This is a genomic window from Algoriphagus marincola DSM 16067 (assembly GCF_000429405.1).
GTDB classification, from domain to species: Bacteria; Bacteroidota; Bacteroidia; order Cytophagales; family Cyclobacteriaceae; genus Algoriphagus; species Algoriphagus marincola.
Map to the genome: position 1 here is coordinate 158,009 of NZ_AUBU01000002.1, position 22,740 is coordinate 180,748.

A 22,740-nucleotide genomic window follows, 5' to 3' on the forward strand; every position below is an offset into this window, starting at 1 on the left:
TCATGGCTGTCATCGGAAAAGATATTGCCGAGGCAAAGCAACTATTATCAGGGGGGGGCTTAGTCGCTATTCCGACTGAGACGGTTTATGGTTTGGCAGGTAATGCCTTGAATGATCAGGCTGTCGCCAAAATCTTTGAAGCCAAAAACAGACCTTCATTCGATCCTTTAATTCTTCATACGGACTCGTTTGAGAAATTGAAGACTTTCGTGAAGGAAGTTCCTCAGCCTTTGGAAAACTTGGCGATAGCTTTTTGGCCGGGCCCTTTGACCCTGTTACTTCCGAAAAAAGAAATCATTTCTGACTTGGTAACGGCCGGCCTGGAGCGGGTTGCCGTTCGGGTTCCTCAGCATCCTGTCGCTTTGAAGCTTCTTGGAGAGCTAGCTTTCCCCCTAGCTGCACCAAGTGCCAATCCATTTGGGTATATCAGCCCGACGCAGGCTGGGCACGTACAAGCCCAGCTGGGTGATAAAATTCAGTATATTTTGGATGGAGGTGCCTGTCAGATAGGCTTAGAGAGTACCATCGTTGGGATGGAGGAAGATCAAATTGTGGTCTATCGCTTGGGCGGCTTGGACCTTCTGGAAATTGAAAAGATTGTTGGAAAGGTAGAGGTTCGATCTCATAGCAGTTCCAATCCTGCAGCACCGGGACTACTCAAAAGCCATTATGCACCGAGAAAACCATTTTTGGTGGGTGATTTGGAAAGATTGATTCCTGAATATTTGGAGAAAGGCGAGCGTTTTGCGGTATTAAGCCTAGCTCGGGACTTTCCCCTTCCCGCAGATTTTCCCCAATATCAACTGAGTGATGCGGCTGATTTGGCCGAAGCAGCCCGCCATCTTTTTGGCTATATGCGAAGTCTGGACGAAAGTGATGTGAATCTTATTTTGGCAGAGTGGATGCCCGAGGAGGGCTTAGGACGAGCGATCAATGATCGTCTTCGCCGAGCAGCGGCATTAGGCTGATCGAAAGTCGTTTTTTGTCCGAATTCTTAATAAATTCAAGCAGTTTTTGAAATAAACTGAAATCTATTAAACTAAATTCTATTATGAATCCTAGAATTAAAAATGTCGATAATTTAAGTTTTGAAGGTAAGAAGGCACTGATCCGTGTGGATTTTAATGTTCCCTTGGATGATAACCAAAAAGTAACGGATGATACCCGAATCCAAGCTGCTTTACCAACCATTCAAAAGATTTTGAATGATGGAGGTTCGGCTATTTTGATGTCCCACCTTGGACGTCCAAAAAGCGGACCTGAGGATAAATTTTCCCTCAAGCATATCCTTCTTGATTTGGAGAAAGCTCTTGGACGTCCTGTCAAGTTTGCACCGGATTGCATTGGGTCTGAAGCTAAGAATCTGGCTGCAGGATTGAAGGCAGGGGAGGTATTGCTTCTGGAGAATCTCCGTTTTTACAAAGAGGAAGAAAAAGGAGATGCTGAATTTGCCAAGAAATTAGCTGGCATGGGTGATATCTATGTCAATGATGCCTTCGGAACAGCCCACAGAGCGCATGCATCCACGGCAGTGATTGCACAATTTTTCAATGATAAAGTTTGTGGCTATGTCATGCTTTCTGAGTTGGAGAATGCTGATAAGGTTCTCGGAAATCCTGAGCGTCCTTACACAGCAATCATGGGTGGCGCTAAGATTTCAGATAAGATTTTGATCATCGAAAGACTTTTGGACAAGGTAGATAATCTGATTATCGGTGGAGGAATGTCCTACACCTTCGCGAAAGCACAGGGAGGTACGATTGGGGATTCCCTTTTGGAAGCTGATAAGTTGGACTTTGTATTGGAACTGATGGAAAAGGCGAAGGCCAAGGGAGTGAATTTGATTCTTCCCTTGGATACAGTGATTTCGAAAGCTTTTGCAAATGATGCGGAGCAGGGTTTGGCCAACAAGGGTGAAATCCCGGATGGCTGGATGGGATTGGATATCGGTCCTAAAACCCGTGAGCTGTTTGCCGAGACAGTATTGAAGTCCAAGACTATTCTTTGGAATGGCCCGATGGGTGTGTTTGAGATGGAGTCCTTTGACAAAGGAACCAAGGCGATTGCTGAGGCGGTCGTAGAAGCCACTCAGCAGGGAGCCTTTTCACTGATCGGTGGTGGAGATTCTGCTGCTGCCGTCAATAAATTTGGCTATGGTGATCAGGTATCTTTTGTTTCTACCGGTGGAGGAGCTCTGCTGGAATATATGGAAGGCAAGGTGCTTCCTGGAGTAGCGGCTTTGGAACCCTAAGATAGAAGTAAGAAATCAGAGACAAGAAGCTAGATCAAAGAGCTTTTATTTATGAAGGGGAAAAAATAAGAAAAGGTCGCTGGAAGCAGTGACCTTTTTCTTTGTGCTGATCCAAAGAAAAACCCTTCTGGATTTCTCCAGAAGGGTTTTTGATATCATTCATGGATTGATTACCCGATAGAAATACGCTTGAATGAGGAAACAGTCATGCCTTTGCTCACACCGTCAAGGTATTGAGCGATGGTTTTAGAATTGTCTTTCACAAAAGACTGGCTAAGCAAAGTGTTCTCTTTGTAGAACTTGTTCAATTTGCCCATCGCAATTTTTTCCAACATCTCTTCAGGCTTTCCTTCAGCTCTTGCCTGGTCTTTACCTACTTCGATTTCACGCTCGATTGTAGAGGCATCCACGCCGTCTTTATCTACTGCTACAGGATTCATAGCAGCGATTTGCATCGCAACGTCTTTTCCGGCTTCTTCAACATCAGCACCGCTGGTGTTGCTTAGACCTACCAATACACCCAATTTGCCATTGGAGTGGATGTAAGGAACTACCGCTTCAGCGTTGACGATTTCGAAATGAGATACTTCGATTTTCTCACCGATTTTACCGGTCATTTCGACGATTTTCTCAGCTACAGTGATGTTTTCGAAAGGTAGAGCCAATAGTTCCTCAGCAGACTTAGCTCCTTTTTCTACTGCCAAGTCCAAAAGTGTATTGGCAAAAGCTCCGAATTCATCATTCTTTGCTACGAAGTCAGTTTCGCAAGTCAATGAAAGGATAGTTCCTGTTTTTCCGTCTTCGGATACATGCGTTACTACTTGACCTTCTTTGGTCTCACGGTCTGCTCTGGAAGCAGATACTTTTTGACCTTTTTTACGGAGGATGTCTACCGCTTTGTCGAAGTCACCTTCTGCTTCTGTCAAAGCTTTCTTGCAGTCCATCATACCGGCACCGGTCATTTGTCTCAGTTTGTTTACGTCTTGTGCAGTAATTGCCATTTTTGATCTATTTATGGAATTAAACGATAGAAATTCTTCTTGATTGGGAAGCAAATTAGCGACCCGGAGATTGGTTAAAACAAAAAATTGAACATCGACCTGAGCCGGATGTTCAATTTTTTAATATTTCAAAATCTGTGTGGATTTTACTCTTTGGTTTCTGCGTCCACTGCTCTTTTAGCTTCTTCCTCTTCGGTAAGTTTAGCTTCTTCTTTTTCTTTCTTGCGCTCAGCTAGACCTTCTTCGATGGCCGCACCAAATGCTTTTACTAGAAGATTGACAGATTTGTACGCATCGTCATTGGCTGGGATAGGGAAGTCCACCTCGTTAGGGTTGGAGTTCGTATCTACCAAGGCGAAAACAGGGATACCAAGCTTGTGTGCTTCAGCGATGGCGATGTGCTCACGCTTGATGTCTACCACAAAAAGGGCTGCAGGAAGACGAGTCAAATCAGCGATACCGCCTAATACGTTTTCCATTTTGTCCTTTTGTCTGGAGATCATCAGTCTCTCTTTCTTTGCCATGTTTTTGAAGGCATCTTCCTTCATCATCTTATCCAAAGAAGACATTTTCTTCAAGGATTTGCGGATAGTGGCAAAGTTGGTCAGCATACCACCCAACCATCTTTCGGTCACGTAAGGCATGTTGAGACGACGTGCTTCATCAGCTACCAAGTCTTTAGCTTGCTTTTTGGTAGCGACAAACATCACTTTCTTTCCTGATCTTACGATCTGCTTGACTGCGGCGGATGCTTCTTCGAGGCAGGCAAGGGTTTTGTTGAGGTCGATCAAATGGATTCCGTTTTTCTCCATAAAAATGAATGGAGCCATACGGGGATCCCACTTTCTCGTCAAGTGTCCGAAGTGGACACCAGCATCCAGTAAGTCTTTGTATTCGATTTTTGACATGAAATAAATTGGTTTCTAATATAATGGAGGAAGTTCCGATTAACGCTTGGAGAATTGGAATCTTCTTCTTGCTTTTCTACGTCCTGGCTTCTTACGCTCGACCATTCTTGGGTCACGAGTCAAGAATCCTTCTTTTTTCAATGCGCCTCTGTGCTCTTCATTTACTTCACAAAGTGCTCTGGCGATCGCCATACGGGCAGCTTCTGCCTGTCCTTTGATTCCACCACCATCTACATTGATCTTGATGTCGAAGTTGCCTTCTTCTCCTACGAGAGCCAAAGGTTGTCTTACGACGATCTGGTGTAGATCGAATGGGAAATACGTTTCGATCGGTCTTTTGTTGACGGTAATTTCACCTTTTCCTGGAGCTAGGTAAATTCTGGCTACAGAGGTTTTTCTTCTACCGATTGTATTGATTACGTCCATGATTTATCGATTAGAGCGTGATGGTTTTTGGCTGCTGTGCTTCATGAGGATGCTCAGCACCTTCATACACATACAGATTACCGTACATTTTTCTTCCGAGTCTGTTCTTAGGCAGCATGCCTCTTACGGCTTTCTCTACTAGTATAGCTGAGGATTTCTCCTTTAGCAATCTTGGTGTAGAGATACGCTGACCACCGGGATAGCCGGTATGACGTACATATACCTTTTCGTCCCACTTTCTACCGGTCAGTCTGACCTTGTCTGCGTTGATTACGATGACATTGTCACCACAATCCACGTGAGGGGTGAAGTTGGGCTTGTTTTTCCCCCTCAAGATTCTTGCTACCTCACTGGCCAAACGACCTAAAACTGCAGCCTGGGCATCCACTACCACCCATTGCTTGTCTACAGTCGCGTCATTGGCAGATATGGTCTTATAGCTTAGAGTATCCACTGTGTAACTGTTTAATTTTTAGCTTGTTAAATGTTTTCGACCCCCAAAAAGGGACACAAAGATAGAAGTATTTTATTTTCCATGCAAAATATTTCCAAGGCTACTTCCTAATTTTCATGTGGTTATGATGATTTTCAATGGTCACATGGAATCTCACATCATTACCGTAATCCTTAAATTAGGATAGGTAAAATGTTCGATTTCATAGGTTTAGCCTCAGAAACCTGAATTCCTCGATACTTTTTCACACTGATTTTCAGCTGTTTTTCTCCAGCTGGTTTACCAATACTTGAAAATCCTTTGGATAAGGAGCATTTACAATGATCTCTTTTCCATCCAAACCCTCAAATCCTATGGAAAAAGCATGCAAAGAAACCCGCTGCATGATGGGTAATTCTTCGGTCTCTTTTTTCAAGTTGAAGCGACGCTTGAGTGAAGAAAGGTAGAGCGGTTTCCCGCCGTAAAGATCATCTCCGCAGATCGGTGATTGAAGGAAAGCGAGATGAACCCGAATCTGATGTAGCCTTCCTGTGATGGGGCGGCATTCGATCAGGGAGTGGGCTCGGTAGGTCTTCATCGTATGAAAAACCGTCTGGGCTGGCTTGCCTTCTTTACTTACTTTGGCGACTCCTTTGGCCGAGGCGATGAGATTGCGATCTACGAGCAACTGCTCATATTCCTTGATCCCTTCGACGACAGCATGATAGACTTTGTTGACTTTTCGATTTTCAAACTGCATCGCCAAGTGCCTGTAGGCGGCTGGGTTCTTGGCAATCACCAGACATCCGGAGGTCTCCTTGTCCAGGCGATGACACAGCTGGGCATCTGCTGTGTGCATCTTGGCAAGGTCCAGAATGTTCTGCGCCTCGTGCCTATCGTCTAAGCTCGACAGGTAAGGCGGCTTGTTGATTACCAAGTAATCCTCGTTTTCAAATAGAATAAGAGCCTTAAAATCTACTTTCTTCATGAAATCTCCCCTGTCACTTCAAGGGGAGCGCAAAGGTAGGGAAATGAAAGGTTAAAAAAAATCCTTCCGCGTAGAAGGATTTGATCAATTAGTTGGAATGGGATTAGCGCTCTTTGATGGCGGAAAATCCTCTTCCTGCTTATATAGTAGATCCATTCCATTATCAATCGCTCTTCTCCGATTCATAAAGATTGGTAAATGGAATTAATTTTTCTGAATTTCCTCTTTTTCCTCGGAAGCGGAAACTTTCACCAAAGGCAGTGAAAAACTAAAAATCGATCCTTTTCCCACTGTAGAGCTCACAGAAATCTTGCTTTTGTGTCCTTCCAGAATATGCTTGACTATAGCCAATCCGAGTCCGGTACCACCTTCTTTTTTATTCCGGCTTTTCTCTACCCGATAGAATCGCTCAAAAATTCGCTTCAGATCCTCAGGAGGGATTCCCTGTCCATCGTCTTTGATATCTACTTGGATGTGATTTTTGTGAGCTTTCAAGCCAATGATGACTTCGCCTTTATCATGATTGTATTTGACTGCATTGAAGATCAGGTTTTGGCAGACCCGATAGATTTTTTGCCGGTCGGCATGAGTGATGTAATTCTTATCAGCTTCGTAGTTGAAATCAATCTGTACCTTTCGCTTGCTGGCCTTGTGCTCCAGCTCTTCCATGACCTCTTCGATGACTTCTTTCAGGTCAAAGTCTTCAAAGACAAACTTGATGACCCCACTTTCCATCTGATTAAGAGTCAAAAGATCCTGTACCAGGTTGTCAAGGGAATCCAAGCTTTTGGCAGCTCGCTTCAGGAATTTCATCCTCACCTGCTTATCATCAATCGCCCCATCCAATAAAGTATGGATATAGCCTTGCGTGGCAAAAATGGGTGTTTTGAGCTCATGGGAGATATCCGCGATAAATTCCCTTCTGAATTCCGCGTTTTTCTGCAATGCATCGATTTCCTTTTGTCTTGCAACTGCATAGGAATTGATCACGGCGTTGATCTTTCGAAGTGGGGAGATGGATGACTTGGATTTTTTGTCAGAGATTTCGGACAGATCCTTTTTCTGAATCTTCTCCAGCATGGTGTAGATGTTTCCAATCTCCCGAAAGACCAAAAACTCCAGCGTAATCGTGATCAGCAGGTAAGCAGATGAAAAAGCCAAGCCGCCTGCTACCAAAATAAGAATAATGCTAGCCTCATCGAGCAAGGATAAAAAAGCCACGACAAGCAAGGCAATGGCTAAAGCCAGTACAAAAGAAATCCCCCTGGAAGTATTGAGCATGAATTATCCTAAATCGAACTTGTATCCTACACCTTTCACAGTAGTGATGTAGTCGTCTCCGATTTTTTCGCGAACCTTTCGGATATGTACGTCCACGGTGCGGGCCAGTACAAATACGTCAGCACCCCAAATATTCTGAAGAAGCTCATCTCTACTGAATACCATATTAGGGTTTTTGGCAAGGAAAAACAACAGTTCGAATTCCTTCTTGGGAAGGGTGATGGTTTTGCCTGATTTTTCGATGGTATAGCTGCCTCGATCGATTACTAGATCTCGAATTTTGATTTGGGACTGCTCCTGCTCTTTTTTGGATTCTCTCCGGAATAGTGCAGATATCCTACTCATCAATGCCCGCGGTTTGATAGGCTTGGTAATGTAATCATCAGCACCCACATCAAAGGCAGCTACTTCGGAATACTCTTCCATTCGAGCTGTCAAAAAGATGATGAAGGTATTTTTCAACTCAGGGATTTGCCGAATTTGCAGGCATGTTTCTACCCCGTCCTGATTGGGCATCATGATATCGAGTAGTATGACATCGGGATGAAATTTGGAGGCTTTTTTCACCGCCTTGATTCCGTCTTCGGCAGTCTCGACGTCGTAACCTTCTTTCTGCAAGTTGTACTTTAGAATCTCAACAATGTCCGGCTCGTCATCTACGACCAGGACTTTGATTTTCTTCTTGTCGCCCATTGGGTTTCTTGGAGTTGATTTTGGATAAAATTAAAGAATATTTGAGGATAGGCAGCAAGTTTTTGAGGCCTAGTTCAGCAATTATCCAATTTACATCAATCCCAGCGACTTTCCTTGACCGAAATGTTAAGACAGGGTTAAGAATTTGTGACTGTTAATAACGAAGTCCTTTGGCTGATTTCAGGTCCAAATTCAGGGATCCCAAGAAGAGGTTGGCCTTAATTTTTACGGGAATTTTGTTTTGATCCTGAGTCACCCATACAGTCACAGGGTATTCACCACGGAAAAGTTTGTTCTTGGGGATTTGTGGTGAAAAAATGTAGGTATCTACCTCGCCCAGGTCGGTTTTGATTTTCTCCTGACCCTCGTAGATTAATTTTATGTTATATATTTCTTTGTCAAAGAAACCTTTGATGTTTACGCTCTGTCCCTTGTTCATTTTAGATAGGTCTAGGGTCCGGAGGTAATAGAATCCACTGACGATATCCTGCACGCTGCCGGGCAGAACAAATTCCTGAACCTTCTCCAGGTTTTTATTTTCCCGATCGTAGAGTTCCATCACGGCTTTTTTTTCCTGATGGTCAAAATATACCTGTTCATGCTTTCGGTATCTGCCTTCTTCGATATGTCGATAAGATCTTGAGGGAAGCTTGGTTTCTTTGTCCCAAATCGTGCCCCAGTTGTCATTCACTCTTCCAAAAATGGTAGCGGCTCCTTTGGTTTTTCCGTAGACGTCAATCTTAAAATGCTCCTTGTCCTCGATTTTCTCAGGATTTTTGGCAATCACCATTTTGGCATCAGCCAGATTAAACCAGCCATAGCTTACTTCGAAGTTCAACTCCTCTCCGTAGGTGAAGGGAAAGTTTTTTTCCTGAGCCCATAGAGAAGGCTGAAAAAGAGCCAAAGCGAGAAGAAGTGATGTTATTTTAGTAATTACGTTCATCTTTTATGACAATCCCTGACAAAAAGCTGGTATTTTTATGCTTGGTACGAAAAAGCATGCCGAATAGTGACGAAAAATACGAATTTGCCTATCGAAAGCAAGTCGTCGGATGATTTTGGCCATGGCTTAGCAAGTTTTAACTTTATTTGAAATATCTATATCAATATCCACATGAGTAATAACGCAGAAAAATTAAAAGCACTACAACTGACCATCGATAAACTGGAGAAGGCCTATGGAAAGGGCACTGTCATGAAGCTTAGTGACAATCATGTAGCGGATATCCCTGCTATTTCTACCGGTTCGCTTGGTCTAGACCTGGCTCTGGGAGTTGGAGGTATTCCCCGTGGTCGTGTGATTGAGATTTATGGTCCGGAATCTTCCGGTAAGACGACTTTGACAATGCATTGCATTGCCGAAGCACAGAAAGCGGGTGGGCTTGCGGCATTTATTGATGCGGAGCATGCCTTTGATAAGACCTATGCCGAGAAACTGGGCATCGATATCGAAAACCTCTTGATCTCACAGCCTGACAATGGTGAGCAAGCTCTAGAGATTGCTGAGCATCTGATTCGTTCTGGAGCAATTGACATCATCGTGATTGACTCCGTAGCTGCTTTGGTGCCAAAAGGTGAATTGGAAGGTGAAATGGGAGATAGCAAAATGGGTCTTCAGGCTCGCTTGATGTCTCAGGCATTGCGTAAGCTCACCGGTGCAATCAATAAGACGGGTTGTTCTTGTATTTTTATCAATCAGCTCCGTGAGAAGATCGGGGTGATGTTTGGAAATCCAGAGACTACTACGGGTGGTAATGCCTTGAAATTCTATGCTTCCGTACGTCTGGATATCCGTCGTATTGGTCAGATCAAAGAAAGTGCTGATAATGTCACTGGTAACCGTACCCGTGTCAAAGTGGTCAAGAATAAGGTGGCACCACCTTTCAAAGTGGTGGAGTTTGATATCATGTACGGACAGGGGATTTCCAAAGTCGGGGAGATCATTGACTTGGGGGTTGAGTTTGATATCATCAAGAAAGCAGGCTCATGGTTCTCTTATAATGGTGAAAAACTAGGTCAAGGTCGAGATGCGGTGAAGAACCTAATTCTAGACAATCCTGAATTGATGGAAGAGCTAGAAACCAAAATCAAAGCTGCTTCAGGTCTGATTCCAGTTGATCCGGCGGGGGATATGGAAGAATAGGGTTTTTAGGGAAAAACAATGGTTTTATCAGAGGTGACGTCACTGCGAGGCTTAACATTTAGGATAATACACAAAACCAGATGACGGAAGTTAAAATTAAGCAGCTGTTTTAGTCACCCTGAGCACCTAAGAGACGAGAGTCTCGAAATCGAAGGATCCTCGACTCCGCTCGGACTGACATGAACTTAATTTGCACAATGTTATTCGTCATCGGTAGCGAAGCGTGGCAGTCTCATGAAGTAAAGGCAATTCCTCTTTTTTCATAATAAGTCGTGTTTGTGTCAACTTATTTCAGGACGAGACAATCAAAACAAAAAAAGGGAAGCCGTTGAAAGCTTCCCTTTTTTGATAGCAATTATTTTTATGCCGTTCGAATCGCCTCAACAGGATCTAGTCGGGCGGCTAAAGTGGCAGGCACGATTCCGGATACCACTCCGATGATCGATGAGACACCCAAACCTAAGATGATATTGGCAGGGGAGAGGACCAGGTCCAAACTTCCCAACTGCACAAAGCTGAGGAAGTATACCAGGATAATTCCAACCCCTCCTCCGATTAGACTTAAGCAGACCGCTTCAAAAAGGAACTGGAAAAGGATAAAGTAATTCTTAGCTCCCAGTGACTTTTGAATTCCGATGATGTTGGTACGCTCACGTACCGATACGAACATGATATTGGCGATACCAAAACCTCCAACAAGGATCGAAAATCCTCCGATCACCCAGCCTGCACCGGAAATTACATCAAATACAGACCCAATGGCATTTTGGAGGAACTCGGTTTTGTTTAGAGAAAAGGTGTCGTCTTCGGTTGGCTTCAAGGCTCTTTTTGCTCTCAGGAGACCAATCATTTCATTTTCAATATTGACCAAACCTACATCTTCTTCTTTTCCCTTGGCGGCAATGGTAGGATTGATACCATTTTTCCCGGTATTGAAAAGCTTGGTGAAAGTTGGGTAAGGAATGATGCAGGCCTCGTCTTTGGATGGAAGGTCAAATAGTCCGCTACCTTCTTCTTCCAAAACACCTACTACGACAAACTTGAGTCCACGCATTTTGAATTCTTTGCCGAGTGCAGGTTCATTAGGGAATAGGGTCGTGGCGATAGTTTTTCCGATCACTGCCAGGTTTCGGGCAGCTTTAATTTCATTTCCGTTGAAAAAACGCCCCTCCTCGATGGGTACATCGTAGACGTCTGAGTAGTCTTCGAAGGCTCCGGTCAATTGTACACCTTGGAAAGCATTACTTCCTGCTGCGACAGTGGTGCTAGCAGATGCTGCGATGGTGATACCCTCAGCGGTGGTCAATCTGCTTTTTAGAAACTCATATTCCTCTACAGTGCTATTCGGTCTTCTGAAATATTTCCACCAGGGGAAATTTCCGGGAGGGCCAGACTGGAAGGGGAATTTGTCAACACGAATTACGTTGGTTCCTAGAAAGGAAAAGGATGATTTGATATTGTTTTCAAGGGAGTCGACCAGTGTGAATACTGCGATGATCGCGAAGATACCTACGGTCACACCCAATAGAGAAAGGGTGGTACGGGTAAGGTTAGATTTTAGTGCGTTGATAGCGAACCGGAAGCTTTCCCAAGAAAGTCTCAAAAATAACATGGCATTATAGTTGGTGAAATCAATCTCTAAAGTTAGCGGATTTTGCACATTATATTCTTATCTTTGCACTTTTTAGAGTGAAAAAACTCTAAAGAATCCCATTCATCTAAAACTTCTCTATGAAATTATCAGATTTCAAATTTGACGTCCCCAAAAAGCTTGTTGCTTTGTATCCAACGCCCAATCGGGATGAATCACGCTTGATGGTCGTTCACCGTAAAACCGGGGAATTTGAGCATCGATCTTTTAAAGATATTCTGGATTATTTTGACGAAGGTGATGTTTTTGTCACCAACGACACCAAAGTATTCCCGGCAAGATTATACGGCAACAAAGAGAAGACAGGAGCTGAGATCGAAGTTTTTCTTCTTCGTGAACTTAATCCTGAGCTCCGACTGTGGGATGTGCTCGTGGATCCTGCGAGAAAAATCCGTGTAGGAAACAAACTTTACTTCGGCGATTCTGACTTAGTCGCTGAAGTCATTGACAACACCACCTCCCGGGGTCGTACGATCAGATTCCTTTTTGATGGCACTCCCGAGGAGTTCTATAAGGCTATCGACACCTTGGGTGAGACTCCATTATTGAAAGAAATCATCGACAGAAAGGTAGAGCCAGAAGATCGCGACCGTTACCAGACTGTTTTTGCGAAGAACGTCGGAGCAGTAGCTGCGCCTACAGCAGGGCTTCACTTTACGCCGCATCTTTTGAAGCGATTGGAGCTGAAAGGTATCGAAGTAACGCCAATTACGCTTCATGTGGGTCTTGGTACTTTCAGACAAGTAGATGTGGAAGACTTGACGAAGCATAAGATGGATTCAGAGAATTATGATATTCCTGAGAAAACCGTCAAGCTTGTCAACGAAGCCCTAGATCACAAAAAGCGAGTGGTAGCGGTAGGTACGACCGTTCTCAAGACGGTGGAATCTTCTGTGACCGCCAGCAATCATCTGAAAGCTTCCAGCGGATGGACTGACAAGTTTATCATTCCACCTTACGAGTTTAAGATCGCCAATGCGATGATTACGAATTTCCATTTGCCTGAGTCTACTTTATTGATGACTGCAGCGGCATTCGGAGGCTATGATTTGATCATGAAAGCATACAAAGAAGCAATCAAAGAAAAGTATCGGTTCTTCTCCTACGGAGATGCGATGCTGATTCTCTAAATACTAAAAGCTCCCAAAAGGAGCTTTTTTTATTTTTACAGGGACTTAATCAGGAATTGACCTGAAGTAAATTTTGAAACTTTAGATTTGCAAAAAAACAAAATGCAAAAAGCGGCTGTACTAGTAGCCGGAGGTCGTGGGACGCGCATGGGTGCGCCGATCTCCAAGCAATATCTTCCGATAGCAGGGTTGCCAATTCTGATGCATACCTTATCAGTTTTTCATCAAGTGGATTCAGCGACTGAATTGATTTTGGTGATTCCCAAAGACGATTTTGCTTATTGGAAAGAGCTCTGCGATAAGTTTCAGTTCCAGATACCCCATCAGCTAGTAGCGGGCGGTAATTCCAGATTTCAGTCTGTTAAAAACGGTATATCCGCAATCTCTTTTGAGGAAGGTTTAGTGGCTATCCACGATGGTGTGCGACCTTTTGTGAATGAGTCGGTCATCCAAGAAAGTTTTGATAAGGCAGCCGAAACAGGAAGCGCGGTAGCTGTGATTGCCTTGAAAGATTCCATTCGAAAGCTTACTGACGATGGGAAAAACTTTTATCAAGAGCGTCAATATTTCCGCTTGGTACAAACTCCACAAACTTTTGATTTGAAGCGGATCAGAAAGGCTTTCCAAGTCACGGAATTGCCACAATTTACCGATGATGCTAGTGTCTATGAGCATCAGGGCTGGGAAGTGACACTTATCTCTGGAAACCCGGAAAATATCAAGATCACCACGCCGGAAGATATGGATTACGCAGCGTATTTGGCCGAAAGGAGAAACGGTCGGTAAAAAACTCCGGAGTTTTTACCGACTTTTTTGGCGCATTCACCGATTTTTCAACAGCCTAGTCGAATAGTATTCTTGAATTGGCGGTAGCTGAGATAGTTTTGATCATCAATTTTAAACAAACAAAGCGATGGCAAACTATTCTAAACCAAAATCCAACAATGACGGAGGCCTGATATTCGGGTTCATTATTCTCGGCCTTGGCGTTTTACTTTTACTTCGAAAGATCGGGATTTTCTATCCCTCATGGTTACTAAGTTGGCCCATGATTCTCATTGTAATTGGCCTTGTGGTATCGATTAAGCATCAATTCAAATCCTTTTTTGGATTTATCATGCTCTTTTTAGGGGTGTATTTTCTGCTAGAGCGGGAATTCTATTTTGATTTCGGACTTGAAAATTACCTGCTTCCGCTAGGCTTGATAGCATTGGGGATCTACCTGATCACGCAGAAGCAAAAGGAAAAACGAATCATGGAAAATGTCCAGGAGCAAATGCGGAATAAGCAATTCCAGTCAAGTCCTTTGGACTCCAGTGATTCCAGCAGTGCAGAGGCTCAAGCCGGTTCAGATGAGTCGAAGTCAAATACCTCTGATGGAGCCAAGAAAAATTTTCAGGGTATTTCTGGGATTTCTTACAATGATCGTGTCAATATCGATGCAATTTTCTCAGGAGTCAACAAGCGGGTTCTTTCCAAGAAATTTGAAGGTGGTAAACTGACTGCAGCATTTGGAGGAATAGATCTGGATCTGACGCAGGCGGATTTTTCAGGAACTGTTTATTTACAGATAGATGTGATCTTCGGAGGGACTAAGATTCTGGTGCCACCTCATTGGGATGTCCGAGTCGAGATCACCAATATCGCTGCAGGTGTAGAAGATAAGCGAATGTATAGTCAGACAGAAGTAGATCCGGAGAAAGTATTGGTTCTACGTGGTACTTGTTTCTTCGGTGGTTTGGAAATCAGATCCTTTTAATTGATTTTGAAGAAAAAATCAGCAATAAATGCTTGCTAGAGCTTTTCGATCTACCAGAACATACTATTGGATTATCCAAGGAGCAGGATTAGCCTGGCTCCTTGGTTCTTTTTTGGTCCTGAGCTATTATGGTGTTGAGGATCTGATTGCTGGAGTGGACAGTGTGATTTTTTCGCTTGTATTTGTTGGAATGGTGACGGTCTTGGATCGTATTTTCACTTTTTACAATCCTAAAAGCGGGAAGATTCTAATTCTTTTGGCTTTGCCTCTTGCACTTTCATTCCTTTTGATATTTATCCATAAGCTGACTATGGCTTGGCTATTTGTCGATTATCCTGATTATGTGGACTTTTTAAAGCAAAACCTCTATTTGAGATGGGCTATTTTGGCATTGGCTGGAGTGATGATTAGCCTGATAGCCATGCTTGTCTCCCGATTGGAGGAGCAGGAGCAAAGTCAGGATCGCGAATTGCATATGCTGGAGCTCAGCAAGGAAGCCGAACTGAGTCAATTAAGGCAGCAATTGCAACCTCATTTTTTGTTTAACAGTCTCAATTCCATCAGTGCTTTGGTAGTCAGTCAGCCTGAAAAAGCCAGAGAAATGGTATTGTTGCTGTCAGATTTTCTGCGAGGAACTATCCGAAAGGATCTGAAGTCCTGGACTACTTTGTCGGAGGAGTTGGAGTACTTGGAGATGTATTTTCAAATCGAAAAGGTACGTTTTGGACATAGACTGAAAGTTGAATTTGATATTTCGGATGATTCCCGTGAACTACAAATTCCCCAACTTTTGATCCAACCACTTCTTGAGAATGCAATCAAACACGGGTTGTACGGAGTAAGGGGAGAGGTTCAAATCCGAGTTCAGGCTAGTGTCGAGTCTCCTTATCTTTTGGTTCATTTGCAGAACCCATATGACTCTGAAGTTCCCCAACAAAAAGGATTGGGCTTTGGACTGAGTTCTGTGAAGCGTAGGCTTTATTTACTTTTTGGTAGAAATGATCTGCTCAGCACCCTTTCAGAAGAAAATATATTTACTGTCACTTTGAAAATCCCCCAGCCAAAATGATCAAAACCCTCATTATCGATGATGAACCCCTAGCTGCGGGTATAGTCGAAGAATTTCTGAGATCAGATAGTCGTTTCGAAATTTTGGAAATATGTCAGGATGGGTTTGAAGGATTGAAGGCCATTCAAAAGCATCAGCCTGACTTGATTTTTCTGGATGTTCAGATGCCAAAGATAACGGGATTTGAGATGCTAGAGCTCTTGGATGAGCCTCCCGCTGTGATATTTACCACGGCTTTTGATGAATACGCGCTGGCTGCTTTTGATGCCAAGGCGATCGATTATTTGCTTAAGCCCTTCTCTAAATCACGATTCCAGCAAGCATTAAACCGTTTTCTGGAGCGATATGAAGTGGAGGAAGGTGGGCAAAATTCGGCTATTTCATCACTTGCCGAAAAGAGTCAGCGGCTCGTGGTACGGGTGAAAAATGAAATCAAAATTATCCCTGTTGATCAGGTAAGCTACTTCGAAGCGGCAGATGACTATGTGAATATTGTGACCGAATCAGGGGCTTTTCTAAAAAAGATGACCATGAAGTCCTTGGAAGAAGCGCTTTCGCACGATCGTTTTGCGCGGATTCATCGGTCCTATATTTTGAATCTCAATGAAGTCACGCGGATAGAGCCCTATGAAAAGGATAGCTATTTAGTCTTTTTGAGAAATGGGAAAAAGCTACCTGTAAGTAAGACCGGGTACTCCCGACTGAGGCAGGTCTTGGGAATTTAAAATCCCAGGTAGAAAGAAAAAGCCCCGAAAAAATCCGAGGCTTTGGCATTAATATTCATCTTCATTAAAGAAGAAATCGTCTTTGGTCGGATAATCCGGCCAAATTTCTTCGATGGTCTCATAAGGTTCTCCATCATCTTCCAGTTCTTGGAGATTTTCTACCACTTCCATCGGTGCGCCGGAGCGAATTGCATAATCAATCAATTCGTCCTTGGTCGCTGGCCATGGAGCATCTTCCAAGTAGGAGGCTAGTTCGAGTGTCCAGTACATAGTATTCGTTTTAGAGTGTTCCGGATTTTAAAGGCTGCAAAATTATCTATTTTTTTAAATATGTAAGCTTGTACTGATTATTTCTGAGAAAGTTGCTTCAAAACATAATTTTTTACGTCTACTTTCCGCTTCAGTCCAAATAACTTTTTCTTCATCATGATTTCAAAATCGCTGCTCCTGACCTGAAAATTGTCCGAATTATTTTGAGCAGTCTCATATTCTGTCTGATCTCGATGAAGAAGATCTCTCAGTAAAGCAGTTTTGATCTGATTTTGTTCCATTTCTGATTTTTGATCAAAATCAGCATATTTTCCATGCACAAGTTTGTCCAAGAATGCTTTCTCAAAAACAATGTCTGAGAAGAATTGAAAGGACCGTGCTAGTAAATTCGCGTCTTTTGGTTTCCTAGGAGGAAGCTTTCTCCATTCTTGCTGAATTTCCTTCGCTCTTGCGATCAACTCAGGTGAAGTGTCCTTTCCGGCCAGTTTCTTGATTTCTTCTGTTAGCGTTTCCACCTTTTTCATCACCTCGCGGGGATGCATCTGAGGACCTGGATTCAGGGTGCGCTTGTATTTGGAGAAGATTCGGTTGTTCAGTTTGGAAAATTCATCCCAAAGAGGCTGACGCTTTTCGGCAGGAACTTTCCCAGCAGATTTCCATTCTTTTTGGATTTTCTTACTGATCTCAAAGGCCATCTTCGCATCTGGCAAGTCATGGGCCTCTCGGGCCTGTACCACCAGTGACTCATAGACCTTGATGTTTTCTTCGGCTTGCAGAGCCATTCCTTCAAAGAAATGTCTACGGTTTTCGAAGAAATGCTGAACCGCTTCTTGGAATTGATTTTCAATCTCCTCCTCTAATTCTTTTTCTACCGGACCGGTTTTGATCCAACGCATCTTTAGATCCTTAAATGCCTGTGCTGTTTCTTTCCAGTCTGTATCATCCTTGAGGGCTTCTGCCTCTTGGATCAAACCCTTTTTGATCTCTAAGTTTTTGGCACGATTGGCTTGGATGATTTCATTGAGGTATTCTTCTAGGCCGTTAAGCTCTTCGATCATCGGCACGAAATCACCCAAGGCATCGGATTCATAGAGCGAATCACGCAGGTGAATCAGCTTCATGAGGAAAGAACCCTTGTTTTGGTTTTCTTCAATATCCTTTTTGAGCTTCTCTACTTTCTCCTGAATCTGAGCAAATCTATCCTCAAAATAGGCAATGGTCGAAGGTTCATCTTCTTTCACCTCTCCAATTTCCCGATCAGGTTTTCCCAAAAATCCCTTCAGAAAGACCTTGTTGTCTTTGATATATCCATACGGATGCTCCATTGCACTACAGTAGGTTAGGTGGTTGTTTTCAATTTTCCGCAAATTAATTAATTCAAAAGCACTTATCCTAAGAATGGCCTTTTTTTGCATCTTTGCTATTTAACGCAAATTTTCAGGAAAAATTCAACGCATGAGCGCAGAAAAAATCATCTTTTCGATGGCAGGGGTCTCAAAAGTGTATCCCCCGCAGAAAAAAGTACTCAAAGATATCTATCTCTCATTTTTCTATGGTGCCAAAATCGGCGTCCTAGGTTTGAACGGTTCGGGAAAGTCTTCCTTGCTCCGGATCATTGCAGGCATTGACAAGGATTACCTCGGCGAAGTGGTATTTTCCCCAGGATACTCTGTAGGAATGCTGGAGCAAGAGCCTAAGCTCGATCCGACCAAAACAGTCAAAGAAGTAGTAGAGGAGGCCGTAGCTGACACGGTCAATCTGCTCAAAGAATTTGAAGAGATCAACGAAAAATTCATGGATCCGGCCTTGATGGAAGATCCGGATGCGATGAATAAGCTGATCGAGCGTCAGGGAGAAGTTCAGGAAAAACTGGACGCAGCCAATGCTTGGGAACTGGATGTCATGCTGGACAAGGCTATGGATGCCTTGAGACTTCCTCCTGCAGAGGCCAACGTAGCAAATCTTTCTGGAGGAGAAAAGCGAAGGGTTGCTCTTTGCCGTCTTCTACTTATGGAGCCGGACGTACTCCTCTTGGATGAACCTACCAACCATTTGGATGCAGAGTCTGTCCACTGGCTGGAGCAGCATTTGCAAAACTATAAGGGTACGGTCATCGCAGTGACCCACGACCGATACTTCCTGGATAACGTAGCCGGCTGGATTTTGGAACTGGATCGAGGAGAAGGTATTCCGTGGAAAGGGAATTATTCCTCTTGGCTGGAGCAAAAGCAAAACCGACTAAAGCAAGAAGAAAAAACCGAATCCAAGCGTCAGAAGACCTTGGAGCGGGAATTGGAATGGATTCGTATGTCGCCCAAAGCCCGACAGTCTAAAGGCAAGGCCCGTCTAAATGCTTATGATAAGTTGGTCGGAGAAGAAGCAAAAGAGAAAGAAGCGAAGTTGGAGCTTTTCATCCCTCCTGGGCCGAGATTGGGAGCCAAAGTCATCGAGGCAAATAATGTTTCGAAGGCTTACGGTGATAAGTTATTGTTTGAAAACTTAAGTTTTGCTTTGCCACAAGGTGGGATCGTCGGAATCATCGGTCCAAATGGTGCTGGTAAAACTACTTTGTTTAAACTGATCACCGGGCAGGAAAAGCCTGATTCAGGTAATTTTGAAGTGGGAGAGACCGTACAGCTTTCCTATGTAGATCAAGAGCATGATTCTTTGGATCCGAATAAGACGGTGTATCAGATTATTTCGGATGGGAATGAGCATATGAAACTAGGCAACAAGGAAGTTAATTCCCGTGCCTATGTGTCCAAGTTCAACTTTGCCGGAGCAGATCAGGAAAAGAAAGTTGGAGTACTCTCAGGCGGTGAGCGTAACCGGGTTCACCTCGCAATGATGCTCAAGGAAGGCGGAAACTTGCTGCTTTTGGACGAACCGACCAACGACTTGGATGTAAACACGCTACGAGCTTTGGAAGAAGCATTGGAAAACTTCGGTGGCTGTGCGGTGATCATTTCCCACGACCGTTGGTTCCTGGATCGTATCTGTACGCATATTTTGGCTTTTGAAGGTGATTCTCAGGTATATTGGTTTGAAGGTAATTTCACCGACTATGAGGAAAACAAGAAAAAGCGGCTGGGTGATGTGACGCCGAAGCGAATTCGGTATAAGAATCTGAAGTAAGCTTTGAAGTCAGAAGGCTAAAATCAGAAAGCTGAAATAATGCCTCTCGAGGAGAAATCTTCGAGAGGCTTTGTTTTTCTATCAAGATTTTGAGTTATTACTCTAAAATTAGTTTTTCAGAATGAGCAAACGTCGACTCTATTTCCATCTTTCCATGATCTTGATTGCCTTATTGATTGGTGGTCTATCTCTTTGGCAATCTGGTTTTTGGATGGATGGACGGAATAAGGTTCCTAATTTCACGGCAATTGCTATGGTGTTTCTGGTTTTTTCTCAGGGAATGATGCTGAAAGCAGGATTGAAAAAAGGTAAAGACTAGGTTGATTTTAAAAAAAAATGACTGACAGTCTATTGATATTTTCTGACTAATTATGAAGTCTATATTTAGATATTCTTTTCTTTTTTTGATTGTCATTGGATTGTTTTCCTGTAACTCCGAGCAGGAGTATCGATTTGATACAGAAGAAAAAGAGATTTTGATTGACCTTGACCAACCGATCACCTTCGATGCCAGTCAATTTTTTGATACCTGTTTTATAGTTCCTTTGGATGATAGGGAGTTGATCGGGGAGGTAAGTGAGGTGTATTTTGATCAAGAAAAAATAATTATAACAGATAGGAAAATCACTCAGAGAATCTTTCAATTTGATTGGAAAGGGAATCTATTAAGGCTGATCGGAACTGAAGGTGAAGGGCCGGGAGAGTATAAATTTCAGAGAGATGTGCAGCTCCTATCTGATGATGAGATAATTATCTATAGTAATGCTACCAATAAACTGGTTTTTCAAAACATTTTTGAGAAAAAAGGGCGCGATTTGAAATTAGATACACTAGGTCCATTGACAGATTTCAAGTGGTTCAATAGTAAGTATCACCTAACTCGGGAGAATAGTTCGTACCAAAGTAATCAGATTATTATTCTTGATTCGTCCTTAAAGGTTTTAAAACAAATTGATTTAAATGAAAAGTTTCTTTCTCAAGATCAATCCAAATATGGGATGGGTAAGGATCATCTTATCTTTCCAAAATGGAAAAAAGAAGGTTTTTATTTTTCTGATACAGAAAATCCATATTTCTTGGATTTTGATAATGATCAGCTCAAAGATATTTATCGTGTTCGCTTTTCAGAACGGGAGGTTGATTATTCAAGAATCAATACTGGTTCCGAACTAGGTAAGCTCAACATGGCCAAGGAGTTTAATTTGGTTTATTTTTCAAATAATTTACAAGTCCATTCTGACTTTATGTTTTTAGGCTTTGGTGAAGGAATTTACTCTAAAATGGCTATTTGGGATAAAAAGTCAAAAATAGCTTACCCAATTAAAAATATTGAGAATGATTTGACTATTATTCCGGGTATCAATTCGATTGGAATTAGTGTAGAACTCAGTTCTCAACTAGGATATCATCTATTTGTGATAGATGCCCCTATGTTATTAGATATGTTAGAGGAGGTTGAAACAAAAGATAATTTTTACCTAGAGAGGTTGCGAGCTTTAAATATTCAGAGTGATGATAATCCAGTTTTACTCTTTTTTCGATTCAAAGAAAGGGTAGAGTTAGATTTTCCATAGGTCTTATTAATGTATTCCTTTTTCCTCCTCAACTCCAGCACAGTAATCTCAGGCCAAATTCCCACTCTTCCCGGAAAGGCCAAAAACCCAAAACCCCGATTGACGTGGAGGTAGCGACCCAATTCTTCGTAGAGCCCGGCCCATTTCGGATAGCGAAGGGAAGCGGGACTCCATCTGATAAATCCAGGAATCTCAATTCCAAACTGCATCCCGTGGGTATGCCCACTCAGGGTGAGATGGATCAGTTGGGAGAATTTTTTGACTACCTCATCAAAGTGGGAGGGATCGTGACTCATCAGAATCTTAAAACTTTTTTCTTCCAGATTGGCGGTAGCTTTGTTTAGATCCCCGTATTGAGCAAAGCCTTTTCCCCAGTTTTCCACGCCGATTAGGTCTATGCTGGAATTTCCTTTTTGAATTTTTACACTTTCGTTTCGAAGAAGTTTGAAGCCCAATTCTTCCTGGATTTGACAAAGGCGCTGAAGATTCTGTGCCTTGGCTTCTCTGCTAGGCCAAGCCACATAGTCCCCATAGTCATGATTACCCAAAATGGAATACTTGCCCATCGGAGCCTTTAGCTTTTTGAAAGTCTCGATCCAGGGCTCCATTTCTCCTGCATGATTATTCACCAAGTCACCCGTAAATAGAATCATATCGGACTCCTGCTGATTGATCAGGTCCACTCCGTATTCGAGTTTCTCCTTGTTGTCGAAGCTTCCAGAGTGAATATCCGAAATTTGGGTGATAGTAAATCCATCAAATTCCTCCGGTAGGTCATCAAATTCCAGGGTATGCTTCATCACCCGGTAGCGGTATTTTCCAATCAGTACCCCATGCAGGGTTCCCAAAAAAGGAATGGCAGAAAGTAGCAGGGCGGTTTGGCTGATAAATTTCCGTCGCTCTGGCAAGAAATCCCTATTGTTAGTTCCACTGATCGACTGAAAAACACCTCTAGCAATACGTGTGATATCTTCACCGAAAAGAAAAACCAGAATAATCAGCTTAGGGAGGATAGAAAGCACCAGAAGTGAGATCAGCCTTCCGAAATTCAAACCAACATTGATTCGGTCAAAAGTCAGGAAAACGAAGATGGCGAATAGGTAAATCCCAATTGAAAACACCCAAAAACCGATTTTGACCCAGTTTTGGTTTGGAAAGAGTGTTTTGAAAGCTTGGTAAGAATACCAATCAATAAGTCCTAGAAAGAGCAGGAAGAATAGAATACGGATAAAAACCACTTAGAAATAGAATTTTAAAGGAAGGGAATCGGGCAATAAAATAGCTAAACGGAAAGGATTTAATC

The 22,740-nt window shown here is 42.9% G+C and carries 23 protein-coding genes; 11 read left to right on the top strand and 12 right to left on the bottom strand.

From position 1 onward, the window contains the following. Positions 1–2 precede the first annotated feature (2 nt). Entirely contained in the window at positions 3–968 is a 966-nt protein-coding gene (locus G457_RS0103775) for an L-threonylcarbamoyladenylate synthase (RefSeq protein WP_026945272.1), read from the top strand. Positions 969–1,051: 83 nt separating this feature from the next. Further along, positions 1,052–2,251: a phosphoglycerate kinase gene (locus tag G457_RS0103780; RefSeq protein WP_026945273.1), complete on the top strand. Its 1,200-nt coding sequence runs from the start codon at positions 1,052–1,054 to the stop codon at positions 2,249–2,251. Positions 2,252–2,421: 170 nt separating this feature from the next. Here the strand turns inward: G457_RS0103780 and tsf are convergent, their stop codons facing one another. The 8 genes from tsf to G457_RS0103825 form a co-directional block, all read right to left on the bottom strand. Further along, positions 2,422–3,252 (bottom strand): translation elongation factor Ts, encoded by an 831-nt coding sequence (tsf, locus tag G457_RS0103790; protein ID WP_026945274.1) that lies wholly within the window; start codon positions 3,250–3,252, stop codon positions 2,422–2,424. Positions 3,253–3,398: 146 nt separating this feature from the next. Next, the gene (gene rpsB / locus G457_RS0103795; RefSeq protein ID WP_026945275.1) at positions 3,399–4,160 is read right to left on the bottom strand and encodes a 30S ribosomal protein S2; all 762 of its coding nucleotides are present in this window, start codon (positions 4,158–4,160) and stop codon (positions 3,399–3,401) included. A 39-nt stretch (positions 4,161–4,199) separates the two neighbouring features. Then, positions 4,200–4,586: a 30S ribosomal protein S9 gene (gene rpsI / locus G457_RS0103800; RefSeq protein WP_026945276.1), complete on the bottom strand. Its 387-nt coding sequence runs from the start codon at positions 4,584–4,586 to the stop codon at positions 4,200–4,202. 10 nt (positions 4,587–4,596) lie between these two features. Beyond that, complete coding sequence (gene rplM, locus G457_RS0103805) at positions 4,597–5,040, bottom strand: 50S ribosomal protein L13 (protein ID WP_026945277.1); 444 nt, start codon at positions 5,038–5,040, stop codon at positions 4,597–4,599. A 256-nt stretch (positions 5,041–5,296) separates the two neighbouring features. Continuing rightward, complete coding sequence (locus tag G457_RS0103810; RefSeq protein WP_026945278.1) at positions 5,297–6,007, bottom strand: RluA family pseudouridine synthase; 711 nt, start codon at positions 6,005–6,007, stop codon at positions 5,297–5,299. A 204-nt stretch (positions 6,008–6,211) separates the two neighbouring features. Beyond that, entirely contained in the window at positions 6,212–7,288 is a 1,077-nt protein-coding gene (locus G457_RS0103815; RefSeq protein WP_026945279.1) for a sensor histidine kinase, read from the bottom strand. A 3-nt stretch (positions 7,289–7,291) separates the two neighbouring features. Beyond that, positions 7,292–7,981 carry a response regulator transcription factor gene (locus G457_RS0103820; RefSeq protein ID WP_026945280.1) on the bottom strand — a complete coding sequence of 230 codons (690 nt, stop codon included), beginning with the start codon at positions 7,979–7,981 and terminating at the stop codon, positions 7,292–7,294. 154 nt (positions 7,982–8,135) lie between these two features. Continuing rightward, entirely contained in the window at positions 8,136–8,924 is a 789-nt protein-coding gene (locus tag G457_RS0103825) for a DUF3108 domain-containing protein (protein WP_026945281.1), read from the bottom strand. 171 nt (positions 8,925–9,095) lie between these two features. Between G457_RS0103825 and recA the strand changes: the two genes are divergently transcribed. After that, positions 9,096–10,124: a recombinase RecA gene (gene recA, locus G457_RS0103835; RefSeq protein WP_026945282.1), complete on the top strand. Its 1,029-nt coding sequence runs from the start codon at positions 9,096–9,098 to the stop codon at positions 10,122–10,124. A 361-nt stretch (positions 10,125–10,485) separates the two neighbouring features. On the opposite strand, the gene G457_RS0103840 is transcribed toward recA, so the two are convergent. Further along, a complete protein-coding gene (locus G457_RS0103840) occupies positions 10,486–11,736 on the bottom strand; it encodes an ABC transporter permease (RefSeq protein ID WP_026945283.1) in 1,251 nt (416 codons plus the stop codon). 119 nt (positions 11,737–11,855) lie between these two features. On the opposite strand from G457_RS0103840, the gene queA reads away from it, so the two are divergent. The 5 genes from queA (at position 11,856) to G457_RS0103865 (ending at position 16,458) form a co-directional block, all read left to right on the top strand. Next, entirely contained in the window at positions 11,856–12,905 is a 1,050-nt protein-coding gene (queA, locus tag G457_RS0103845; protein WP_026945284.1) for a tRNA preQ1(34) S-adenosylmethionine ribosyltransferase-isomerase QueA, read from the top strand. A gap of 102 nt (positions 12,906–13,007) precedes the next feature. Continuing rightward, the gene (locus tag G457_RS0103850; protein ID WP_026945285.1) at positions 13,008–13,691 is read left to right on the top strand and encodes a 2-C-methyl-D-erythritol 4-phosphate cytidylyltransferase; all 684 of its coding nucleotides are present in this window, start codon (positions 13,008–13,010) and stop codon (positions 13,689–13,691) included. Positions 13,692–13,818: 127 nt separating this feature from the next. After that, the gene (locus tag G457_RS0103855) at positions 13,819–14,664 is read left to right on the top strand and encodes a LiaF transmembrane domain-containing protein (protein WP_026945286.1); all 846 of its coding nucleotides are present in this window, start codon (positions 13,819–13,821) and stop codon (positions 14,662–14,664) included. Between the two features lie 28 nt (positions 14,665–14,692). Continuing rightward, a complete protein-coding gene (locus tag G457_RS0103860) occupies positions 14,693–15,733 on the top strand; it encodes a sensor histidine kinase (protein WP_026945287.1) in 1,041 nt (346 codons plus the stop codon). Further along, entirely contained in the window at positions 15,730–16,458 is a 729-nt protein-coding gene (locus G457_RS0103865) for a LytR/AlgR family response regulator transcription factor (protein ID WP_026945288.1), read from the top strand. The genes G457_RS0103860 and G457_RS0103865 overlap by 4 nt, the downstream gene beginning before the upstream one ends. Before the next feature lie 48 nt (positions 16,459–16,506). Here G457_RS0103865 and G457_RS0103870 read toward each other — a convergent pair whose 3' ends face one another. After that, on the bottom strand, positions 16,507–16,728 hold the full coding sequence (locus tag G457_RS0103870; RefSeq protein ID WP_024284896.1) for a DUF2795 domain-containing protein: 222 nt from the start codon (positions 16,726–16,728) through the stop codon (positions 16,507–16,509). Between the two features lie 77 nt (positions 16,729–16,805). Next, positions 16,806–18,053 (bottom strand): DUF349 domain-containing protein, encoded by a 1,248-nt coding sequence (locus tag G457_RS0103875; protein WP_026945289.1) that lies wholly within the window; start codon positions 18,051–18,053, stop codon positions 16,806–16,808. 130 nt (positions 18,054–18,183) lie between these two features. Between G457_RS0103875 and ettA the strand changes: the two genes are divergently transcribed. The 3 genes from ettA to G457_RS0103890 all read left to right on the top strand — a co-directional run bounded on the left by ettA (position 18,184) and on the right by G457_RS0103890 (position 21,437). Next, on the top strand, positions 18,184–19,863 hold the full coding sequence (ettA, locus tag G457_RS0103880) for an energy-dependent translational throttle protein EttA (RefSeq protein ID WP_026945290.1): 1,680 nt from the start codon (positions 18,184–18,186) through the stop codon (positions 19,861–19,863). Positions 19,864–19,984: 121 nt separating this feature from the next. Beyond that, entirely contained in the window at positions 19,985–20,182 is a 198-nt protein-coding gene (locus G457_RS0103885; RefSeq protein WP_026945291.1) for a hypothetical protein, read from the top strand. Positions 20,183–20,234: 52 nt separating this feature from the next. Next, a complete protein-coding gene (locus tag G457_RS0103890; protein WP_026945292.1) occupies positions 20,235–21,437 on the top strand; it encodes a 6-bladed beta-propeller in 1,203 nt (400 codons plus the stop codon). On the opposite strand, the gene G457_RS20995 is transcribed toward G457_RS0103890, so the two are convergent. After that, positions 21,368–22,675 (bottom strand): metallophosphoesterase, encoded by a 1,308-nt coding sequence (locus G457_RS20995; protein WP_211230219.1) that lies wholly within the window; start codon positions 22,673–22,675, stop codon positions 21,368–21,370. The two genes, G457_RS0103890 and G457_RS20995, sit on opposite strands and share 70 nt — an antisense overlap. Between the last annotated feature and the right edge of the window lie 65 nt (positions 22,676–22,740).

What these genes read in the sequence shown, in the direction of transcription:
- G457_RS0103775 (WP_026945272.1), top strand. Translation starts at nt 3, where the DNA reads ATGGCTGTCATCGGAAAAGATATTGCCGAGGCAAAGCAACTATTATCA.
- G457_RS0103780 (WP_026945273.1), top strand. Translation starts at nt 1,052, where the DNA reads ATGAATCCTAGAATTAAAAATGTCGATAATTTAAGTTTTGAAGGTAAG.
- tsf (WP_026945274.1), bottom strand. Translation starts at nt 3,252, where the DNA reads ATGGCAATTACTGCACAAGACGTAAACAAACTGAGACAAATGACCGGT.
- rpsB (WP_026945275.1), bottom strand. Translation starts at nt 4,160, where the DNA reads ATGTCAAAAATCGAATACAAAGACTTACTGGATGCTGGTGTCCACTTC.
- rpsI (WP_026945276.1), bottom strand. Translation starts at nt 4,586, where the DNA reads ATGGACGTAATCAATACAATCGGTAGAAGAAAAACCTCTGTAGCCAGA.
- G457_RS0103810 (WP_026945278.1), bottom strand. Translation starts at nt 6,007, where the DNA reads ATGAAGAAAGTAGATTTTAAGGCTCTTATTCTATTTGAAAACGAGGAT.
- G457_RS0103815 (WP_026945279.1), bottom strand. Translation starts at nt 7,288, where the DNA reads ATGCTCAATACTTCCAGGGGGATTTCTTTTGTACTGGCTTTAGCCATT.
- G457_RS0103820 (WP_026945280.1), bottom strand. Translation starts at nt 7,981, where the DNA reads ATGGGCGACAAGAAGAAAATCAAAGTCCTGGTCGTAGATGACGAGCCG.
- G457_RS0103825 (WP_026945281.1), bottom strand. Translation starts at nt 8,924, where the DNA reads ATGAACGTAATTACTAAAATAACATCACTTCTTCTCGCTTTGGCTCTT.
- recA (WP_026945282.1), top strand. Translation starts at nt 9,096, where the DNA reads ATGAGTAATAACGCAGAAAAATTAAAAGCACTACAACTGACCATCGAT.
- G457_RS0103840 (WP_026945283.1), bottom strand. Translation starts at nt 11,736, where the DNA reads ATGTTATTTTTGAGACTTTCTTGGGAAAGCTTCCGGTTCGCTATCAAC.
- queA (WP_026945284.1), top strand. Translation starts at nt 11,856, where the DNA reads ATGAAATTATCAGATTTCAAATTTGACGTCCCCAAAAAGCTTGTTGCT.
- G457_RS0103850 (WP_026945285.1), top strand. Translation starts at nt 13,008, where the DNA reads ATGCAAAAAGCGGCTGTACTAGTAGCCGGAGGTCGTGGGACGCGCATG.
- G457_RS0103855 (WP_026945286.1), top strand. Translation starts at nt 13,819, where the DNA reads ATGGCAAACTATTCTAAACCAAAATCCAACAATGACGGAGGCCTGATA.
- G457_RS0103860 (WP_026945287.1), top strand. Translation starts at nt 14,693, where the DNA reads ATGCTTGCTAGAGCTTTTCGATCTACCAGAACATACTATTGGATTATC.
- G457_RS0103865 (WP_026945288.1), top strand. Translation starts at nt 15,730, where the DNA reads ATGATCAAAACCCTCATTATCGATGATGAACCCCTAGCTGCGGGTATA.
- G457_RS0103870 (WP_024284896.1), bottom strand. Translation starts at nt 16,728, where the DNA reads ATGTACTGGACACTCGAACTAGCCTCCTACTTGGAAGATGCTCCATGG.
- G457_RS0103875 (WP_026945289.1), bottom strand. Translation starts at nt 18,053, where the DNA reads ATGGAGCATCCGTATGGATATATCAAAGACAACAAGGTCTTTCTGAAG.
- ettA (WP_026945290.1), top strand. Translation starts at nt 18,184, where the DNA reads ATGAGCGCAGAAAAAATCATCTTTTCGATGGCAGGGGTCTCAAAAGTG.
- G457_RS0103885 (WP_026945291.1), top strand. Translation starts at nt 19,985, where the DNA reads ATGAGCAAACGTCGACTCTATTTCCATCTTTCCATGATCTTGATTGCC.
- G457_RS0103890 (WP_026945292.1), top strand. Translation starts at nt 20,235, where the DNA reads ATGAAGTCTATATTTAGATATTCTTTTCTTTTTTTGATTGTCATTGGA.